The organism is Streptomyces sp. NPDC059957 (assembly GCF_042730015.1).
Classification (GTDB): domain Bacteria; phylum Actinomycetota; class Actinomycetes; order Streptomycetales; family Streptomycetaceae; genus Streptomyces.
Genome location: NZ_JBHWMB010000153.1, coordinates 1 through 7144, shown reverse-complemented (window position 1 = coordinate 7144; position 7144 = coordinate 1). Strand labels below are relative to the sequence as shown.

Here is a 7144-nt window from a genome sequence, read left to right as displayed (position 1 = left end):
AACCGTGCGCGGAGGTGTGAGGGAGGCGGGCCAGGTCCTCAGGGGGCGGCCGCGGTGGCGCCGGTGGCCGGGGGGCTCTCGGTGAACCGGTCCCGCAACTGCGTTCTGCGCAGTTTTCCGACGCCGGTCTTCGGGATGTCCTCGCGGCCGACGGCGATCACGTGGGCGGGGTCGACTCCCAACCGGGAGACCACCCGGGCGCGGATGGCCGCGGCCGGGTCATCGACGAGCGTCCCCGGGCGCTGGTGATAGAAGATCGCCAGATGCTCCTCGGCCCCGTCCGCCCCGTCGGCCGCGGGCACCGCGCACGCGACGGTGAAGGAGGGATCGACGAAGTCGAGCTCCTCGACGACTGCTTCGATCTCGTGGCCGTGGAAGGTGGTCCCCCCACATTCGATGAGGTCGTCGGCGCGGCCGGTCACCGTCAGCAGCCCCTCCTCGACCAGGGCGAGGTCGCCCGTCCGGAACCAGCCGTCGGCGCTGAAGGACCGGAGGTTCTGCGCCGGGTTGCGGTAGTACCCGGACGTCACCGTGGCACCGCGCACCTCGAGATGGCCGAGGGTGCCCGGGGCGACATCCTCGCCCCGGCTCCCCACCACCCGCACGGCGGTCCCGGGCTGCGGCCGGCCCACGGGCACGTACCGCAGGCCGTCCAGGTCCAGTTCGGCGAACCGGCAGTCGGTCACTCCTGCCGAGGTTTCCGACATGCCCCATCCCGGCCGCATCGCGTCGCGCGGCAGCCCGAAGGGTGCGAGCAGATCGAGGAACCGGTCGACGGCCGCGCCGCGGACCGCCTCACCGCCGTTCATGATGTAGCGCAGGCGGCGGAGGTCCCACGGCTGTCCCGAGAGTCGCTCCGCATGGTCGTTGACCAGGGCGAACGCGAAGTTCGGCGCCCAGGTGGTGTCCGCCCCGAACCCGTCCGCGGCGGACAGCCAGCGCAGTGGGTCCTCCAGGACCCAGTCGAAGGGTGCGTGGAGCTGCGCGCAGCCGAGGAAGACGTCGCGCAGATGGAACATCACGAGTCCGCCGACGTGATCCAGCGGCATCCAGTTGAAGGTCCGGGTGGCCGGGCCCAGCCGGTTGACCTGCGCCGTCGCGGCGCTCCGGCTCAGCACATTGCGGTGGCTGAGCGCCACTGCCTTGGGCACCCCGGTACTGCCCGAGGTCAGGAGGAGCACGGCCGTGTCCTCGGGTGCGGCCTGATGCCAGGCCGGGGTGGCGGCCCGGTCGTCGCGGGGGCCGCGTCCGGAGCGTTCCAGCAGTTCGCTCGCCGGGCCGAGCCATGTGTCCCCGGCCGTCAACGGCATCGTCTCGGAGATCACCCAGGGCTTGCCGTAGCCGTTCCAGACCAGCTCCAGCAGGTCATCAGCGGTCTCGCCTCCCGTCGCCGCGCGGCGCGCGCCGACGGGCATCGGCACGAAGCCTCCCAGGACACAGGCCCAGAACGCGGTGAGCAGCCCGGGGTCGTCGCCGCACCGCAGCAGGACGGTCTCGCCCGGGCGTACACCCGAGGTGCGCAGGAGGGCCGTCACCCGTGAGGCATCCGTCAGAAGCCCGGCGTACGAGAGGTGTTCCTGCGTGGCGTCCGGCCGCAGAAAGCTCATCCCCTGGGTACCGGATGCCGCGCGCACCAGGGCCTCACTCAGAGTAGCGATGCCCAGGGCCGGAGCCGGCCCGCCGTCGAGAACGGATCTCGGGGGCCGCGGCGGTGCTGTACCCGTTCCGCTCAACGCGATGCCTTCCTTTCCAGCCTGGCAGATGTCGGTGCGTCGCCGGTTTCACCGGCGGTCTCCGCGCTACTCATCCAGCAGATCGGGCTGTTCCGAAACGATTTCGTCCCACAGCAGCTGGAAGCTGAACCAGCCCAGCTGCGCGTCGCCGAACCCTGCTCCGGCTGCCATCGCCTGCGCGTGCGTCAGCTCCTTCGGAGTGCCCGCCGCGCGGGCGAGCAGCTGCACCTGGGCGCAGCTGTCGTAGGTGAAGAACCAGTGCACGGCCTCGTCGAGCGACCCGCCGACGGTGATCAGGCCGTGGTGGCGCAGCAGGATGGCCCGGTTGTCGCCGAGCCGCCGGGCGATGTCCTCGCCCTGCTCCAGCGAGACGGAGGGCCCCTCGTACTCCTCGTAGAGGACCTGCCTGCCGTAGAAGGCGGCCGACTCCTGGTCGATGGGCGCCAGCAGCAGGCCGAGCGCGCCGAGAGCGCGGGAGTGAGCGGTGTGCCCGTGGGCGGCGGCCGTCGCCTCCGGGTGGAGTTCATGGATTTTGGAATGGATGACGAAAGCACTCGGGTTGACCGGATGCCTGCCGCGCACGACCCGGCCCGCAGAGTCGACGCAGATCAGGTCGGCGACCTTGACGTGCCGGAAGGAGACTCCGAAGGGGTTGACCCAGAACTGGTCCGGATACTCGGGGTCGCGGACCGAGATGTGTCCGGAGATCCCTTCGCCGAAGCCGTACTTGCCGAAGAGCCGCAGTGCGGCGGCGAGCCGCTGCTTGCGGTGCCGGCGGGTCTCCTCGGCGGTGGAGAACACCGGCTCACCGGGGATCGGCAGCCCGGTGGCGGTATCCGCCAGGTACGCGGCAGATGCTGCTTCGTCAGTCGTGGTGCTCATGGCGCGTCGGTCCTTCCGGTCGTTCCTACGGTTTTCGCCTGTGGGGCGGACGCGGTCAGGCGGAGAGCGGAACACGCCCGGTGACTGCCTCGTGCGCCTGGGCGGCGTGCTGCCGGATGGCTCGCACGATGTCCTCGCTGCGGTCCACCAGCGAAGGGATGCCGAAGGTGAAGAAGAGCGAACCGGCCGCGATGTTGCCCAGCCCGTACAGCCGCGGATCGGGGCGTCCCGAGGACGTCAGGCGGCTGGTGTCCCGCTCGATGCTCAGTCCGCCGTGGGGATGTGCGTCGGCGGCACGCTCGCGCTGAAGGGTGGAGACCAGCGGCAGGGCGAGCATGGGAACACGGTCGTCGGAGGTGCTGACAGCGCTGATCACCCGGTCCGCGACGAAGGCCGGCCCGGTGGCGCACGACACCTCGTAGCCCTGATCGGTCCGCGGCACGATGTCGCGCAGCCCCGAACGGATGTCCAGGCGCCCGCTGTCGACGAGGCCGAGCAGGGTCGCCGCGCTGTCCGGCGGCATGGGGCAGCACAGACTCATGAGGGTGCGGTAGTGAGACCTCAGTACGTGCGACCTGTCCCGCTCGTGCAGCATTGGCCATACGTCGGGACCGGCCTCCGGCACCGCCCGCTGAAGGATGCGCAGCCCCACGTCGGGGGAGTCGACTTCGCCGAGCTGACGGCGCAGCCTGGCCACGGGATCCTCCTGGTCGGCCCGCAGGATCTCGGCGGCGACGGCGTCGTAGTCGGCGACCGCTCCCGGGGACTTGTCCTCCAGGTCGGCCGCCACGGCGGAGAACTCGCGGCGCATGAGCCCGACCAGCTCTTCGAGGGTGAGCGTGCCCTGCTGCCGGGCGAGGGCCCGTATCCGCTCCGGGGCGAAGTGGCGCAGCGTCAGCTGGACCGCTCGCTGCCGGACGCCCGGCAGTACCCCCTGGCGGGACAGCAGGGATACGCGTCCCTGGTGCCCCTGCGCGGCGAGGGACAGGACGACATCGACCGCCGTCAGGCCGCTGCCGACCACCGCGACGTGGTCGTCCGTTGCGACGTCCTTCAGCTTCTGTGCGACGGGGTAGGGGTCCACGGTGAATCCGGGCGTGTCGGCGAGGCCGTGCACGTCCTTCGGGCTGTCGCCGCCCACGCACAGCACCGCGTAGTCCACGAAGTGGGTACGTCTGCGCCCGGTGTGCAGCAGTACCTTGCCGTTGACGCGCCGGGCCGAGGTGACCCCGTCGCCGATGATGTCCACGTGCCAGCCCCGGCGGCGCAGCGTGCCGAGGGCCGCGCGGGCGGTCTGCTCCAGGTACTCGCCGTAGACGGCCCGCGGTACGAACCGGGCTCCGGACTGGGTGTCCAGGCGTCCACCTGCTCCCTGGTCCCTTGCCGCGAGCCAGCGTTCGAAGTGCTTGAAGTCCCCTGCCCGTACGGACAGGTCGTCGGGTGTCGAGTTGGCCTTGAGTACCTCGCTGTCCACCTGGTAGGCGCGGCCGCGCCACAAGTGCGGCGACGGCTCGAACACCGTGAGACTGCCTGCCGCTCCCGCTGTCCGGGCCAGTTCGTCGATCAGACAGACTGCGGCTGCTCCGCCTCCGATGACGCCGAGCGATATTCCACCGGGCATGAGTCGGCTACCTCTCTGGACGTGGTTGCTACGCAAATGGGGTTCCTGGGAAGGTCCCGGTGAGGACGGCTCCCGGCGGACCGGAGTCACACGCGCTCCGTGGGCAGCTGGTGGAATCCGCCGCCGAGGAAGATGAGCGGCGGCTGTTGCGCGGACTCTCCGAGTCCGACGACCTCACCGATCACCAGAACGTGATCACCCGTCACCAGATGCTTCCGGTATCGGCACTCCAGCCATCCGGTTCCCTCGAGCAGCAGCACGCCCGTGCGCTCCCCGGTCCGTGTCGCCAGCCGGAGCAGTGTCCGGTCGCGCTCTTCCTTCGAACGGGTGAGCTGGCTGGCGGTGTCCGCCGACGCGGCGTCGAGCAGGGAGACGCCCCAGACCCGGGAGGTCATGAGGTCGGCCAGGAAGCGGGACCCGGCCCCGAAGCTCAGGGCGACCAGCGGCGGTTCGAGAGAGAGGGAAGTGAGCGAGTTGACGGTCACGCCGCTGTGCCGGCGCCCGGGCATCTCGCCGGGGCGGGATCCCGGGGCGCCGGCGTCGGCGGCGTCCTCTGGGGGAGGGCCGTCCGTATAGGTGGTGGCCACGCAGACTCCAGTGGGGAATCGACGCATGACCGCACGCAGATCGGATCTCGTCACTTCCGCGACAGCGCAACGGCTCACGGCGGGTGCGTGGCCCATGGTTGGTCCCCCTCTGTGGGTGAGTGCTTCCGGGTGGGCTTCTCCCGGGGCGCGGAAGGTTGCCGGAGACGGGATGGCAGGTCATGAGAAGGCGGCCTTGGTCCCGGCTGCCCGGATGAAGTGCCCCGCCGGCCCTGCGGGATCCTCAAGGCCTCCCCGGCCCTTTCGCCCGAACAGATCTGGGAATCCACACCAGTTCCGGGGCATCCGCGGTTCCCCGCGCGTGCACGCCGTACGCAGCCAGGAGGGCGCCTCGACCGGCCGCGAACGGATCGGGACCGAGCGCCTGATGCGCGGGGCAGGCCTCCGCGAAATTGTCCCCCGCCGCAACGGAAAGGGCTTCACGCGCCGCGATCCGGGACTTCGTGCGGGGGGTTGGGCGCCGTGAGGAAACCGGGCCGCCCGGTCGGCCGAATGGCCTACGGGCGAGCACCGCGCGGTTCTGTTACGCGGTCTCGCCCCTGTGGTAGATGCCGCGGCAGGTCCTTTAAGAAGCGGACGGAAAGGACCGGGACATCCGGCCACGAGCACCTCGTGGTGCCCGTAGCCGCGTCTGGTTAGAAGAAACCGCAGGTGGGGGCGCCCGGAGTGGGGGCGTCGGCCGGGTCGGCGCCGGTGGGGGCGTAGATCTCCAGGCGGGTCCCGTCCGGGTCGGTGAAGAAGATCCCGCCGGAAGTGCCGTTCTCGCCGTGCGGGACGACGCCGTCGTAGTCGAAGTGCGTGCCCAGCTCGCGGAGCACCTCTTCGGTGGCCTTGACCTCTTCGATGGTGTCCACCTGGAAGGACAGGTGGTGAAGGCCGGGCCGGTCCTTGGCGAAGGTGCCGGTGCTCTGCTGCCAGAGGGCTACCAGCAGCCGGCCCTCGGCGCCCAGGAACGCCCAGCGGCGGTGGTCTTCCTTGCCCTCCGCGATGATCTCGAAGCCGAAGACCGCGCGGTAGAAGGCCAGGGAGCGGTCCATGTCGGTGATGTTCAGGCCCACGTGGCCGGTCTGGATGTTCTTCGCCTTGCTCATCGTCACATCACTTGCTTCCAGGAGGGGTCAAGGGCACATTCCCTAACCGGTGATCATGACTTTAAGGGTTAGGATTGAGCGTGTCAACCCACCTAGGCGAGATGAATGGTTAGGTGAATGCGGATCTGCGTCGCGGATCCGGTGTGCTTTCCCGGATCGGGGGTCAGGGCCGGGTGTCACGGGCCGTTGCGGCTGCCACCGACAGGCATGCCGCCACCAGGACCAGGTTCTTGAGGATGTACTGCCCCTCTATGGAGGGGACGAAGGGATACGTCCACACCTTTGTCGGCAGGATGACCAGCGTCGCGAACACACCCACCATGTGTACGAAGAAGATCCCCAGCGTCAGGGGCAGCAGCCGGCCCGTCACCAGACCCAGGCCGATCAGGACCTCCATGGCGGCGAGCGCCGGCTGGGAGACGGTCGCGGGAACGGTCCCGAACGTCATGACGTTCGTGGCGTGGGTGGCGATGTCCTGGGCGGGGCTCATCCCGGGGACGAACTTCAGTACGCCGAACCACAGGTACAGAAGGCCTACGCTCATCCGCAGTGCCGCCGTCTGGCGACGCTGATAGTGGGAGACGAGGCCTGACAGCCGGGACCGGGACCGGTGCTGGTGCAGGTGATCCGTACGCACCGGTCGTCGGGCCTCGCCGTTCGCGGCGCTCACGGCAGCGGTCCGCACGACGGTTCTAGGGGCTTCGCTCACGGGGTTCCTCGGTTTCGATGATGGGCGCACCCCCACGGCTGGCTGCAGGGTCCGGCCCCGCGGGAAAGTGCGGCAGCAACCATTCGGCGAGCTCCGTCATGACCTCGGCCGCCGGCCGGGTGTTGTGACGGAGGTTGATCATCAGCTGGTTGACTCCGGCCGCTTCGTACGTCTTGAACAGTTCGAGCAGGGGCTCGCGTCCCATGGACCAGCCCTGGACCAGCGGCCGCGGTGAGGACCGCGGATCCTCGTGGAGGACCACGTAGCCTGCTCTCGCCATGAACGTATGGCGGTGCGCCACCCTCACAACGGGGGGTTCGCAGATGCCAGGAATCGAAAAACCCGATGGGTGCACGGATCGCCGCTCCGAATTCATCCCATTGCCACCAGGTCCTCACGGGCGTGATAGCAACGAGGCGTTACACATGGGTGGGGCCCCAGAAGGGGCCCAGACCTGTCAGCAGTCCCGGTGGGGGTGGCGCCGCGCGTAGTGCCGGGCGGCC

7 protein-coding genes are annotated in these 7144 nt (G+C 69.8%); all 7 read right to left on the bottom strand.

Annotated elements, in window-relative coordinates:
• Nucleotides 1-38 precede the first annotated feature (38 nt).
• The gene (locus tag ACFWBW_RS41285; protein WP_385384929.1) at nucleotides 39-1607 is read right to left on the bottom strand and encodes an AMP-binding protein; all 1569 of its coding nucleotides are present in this window, start codon (nucleotides 1605-1607) and stop codon (nucleotides 39-41) included.
• Between the two features lie 192 nt (nucleotides 1608-1799).
• A complete protein-coding gene (locus ACFWBW_RS41280) occupies nucleotides 1800-2615 on the bottom strand; it encodes a class II aldolase/adducin family protein (RefSeq protein WP_385384927.1) in 816 nt (271 codons plus the stop codon).
• Between the two features lie 55 nt (nucleotides 2616-2670).
• Entirely contained in the window at nucleotides 2671-4236 is a 1566-nt protein-coding gene (locus tag ACFWBW_RS41275; protein ID WP_385384924.1) for an FAD/NAD(P)-binding protein, read from the bottom strand.
• Between the two features lie 86 nt (nucleotides 4237-4322).
• The gene (locus tag ACFWBW_RS41270) at nucleotides 4323-4850 is read right to left on the bottom strand and encodes a flavin reductase family protein (RefSeq protein WP_385384921.1); all 528 of its coding nucleotides are present in this window, start codon (nucleotides 4848-4850) and stop codon (nucleotides 4323-4325) included.
• 626 nt (nucleotides 4851-5476) lie between these two features.
• A complete protein-coding gene (locus ACFWBW_RS41265) occupies nucleotides 5477-5932 on the bottom strand; it encodes a VOC family protein (RefSeq protein WP_385384918.1) in 456 nt (151 codons plus the stop codon).
• Between the two features lie 163 nt (nucleotides 5933-6095).
• Complete coding sequence (locus ACFWBW_RS41260; protein ID WP_385384916.1) at nucleotides 6096-6476, bottom strand: hypothetical protein; 381 nt, start codon at nucleotides 6474-6476, stop codon at nucleotides 6096-6098.
• 148 nt (nucleotides 6477-6624) lie between these two features.
• Complete coding sequence (locus ACFWBW_RS41255; protein ID WP_385384913.1) at nucleotides 6625-6921, bottom strand: hypothetical protein; 297 nt, start codon at nucleotides 6919-6921, stop codon at nucleotides 6625-6627.
• Between the last annotated feature and the right edge of the window lie 223 nt (nucleotides 6922-7144).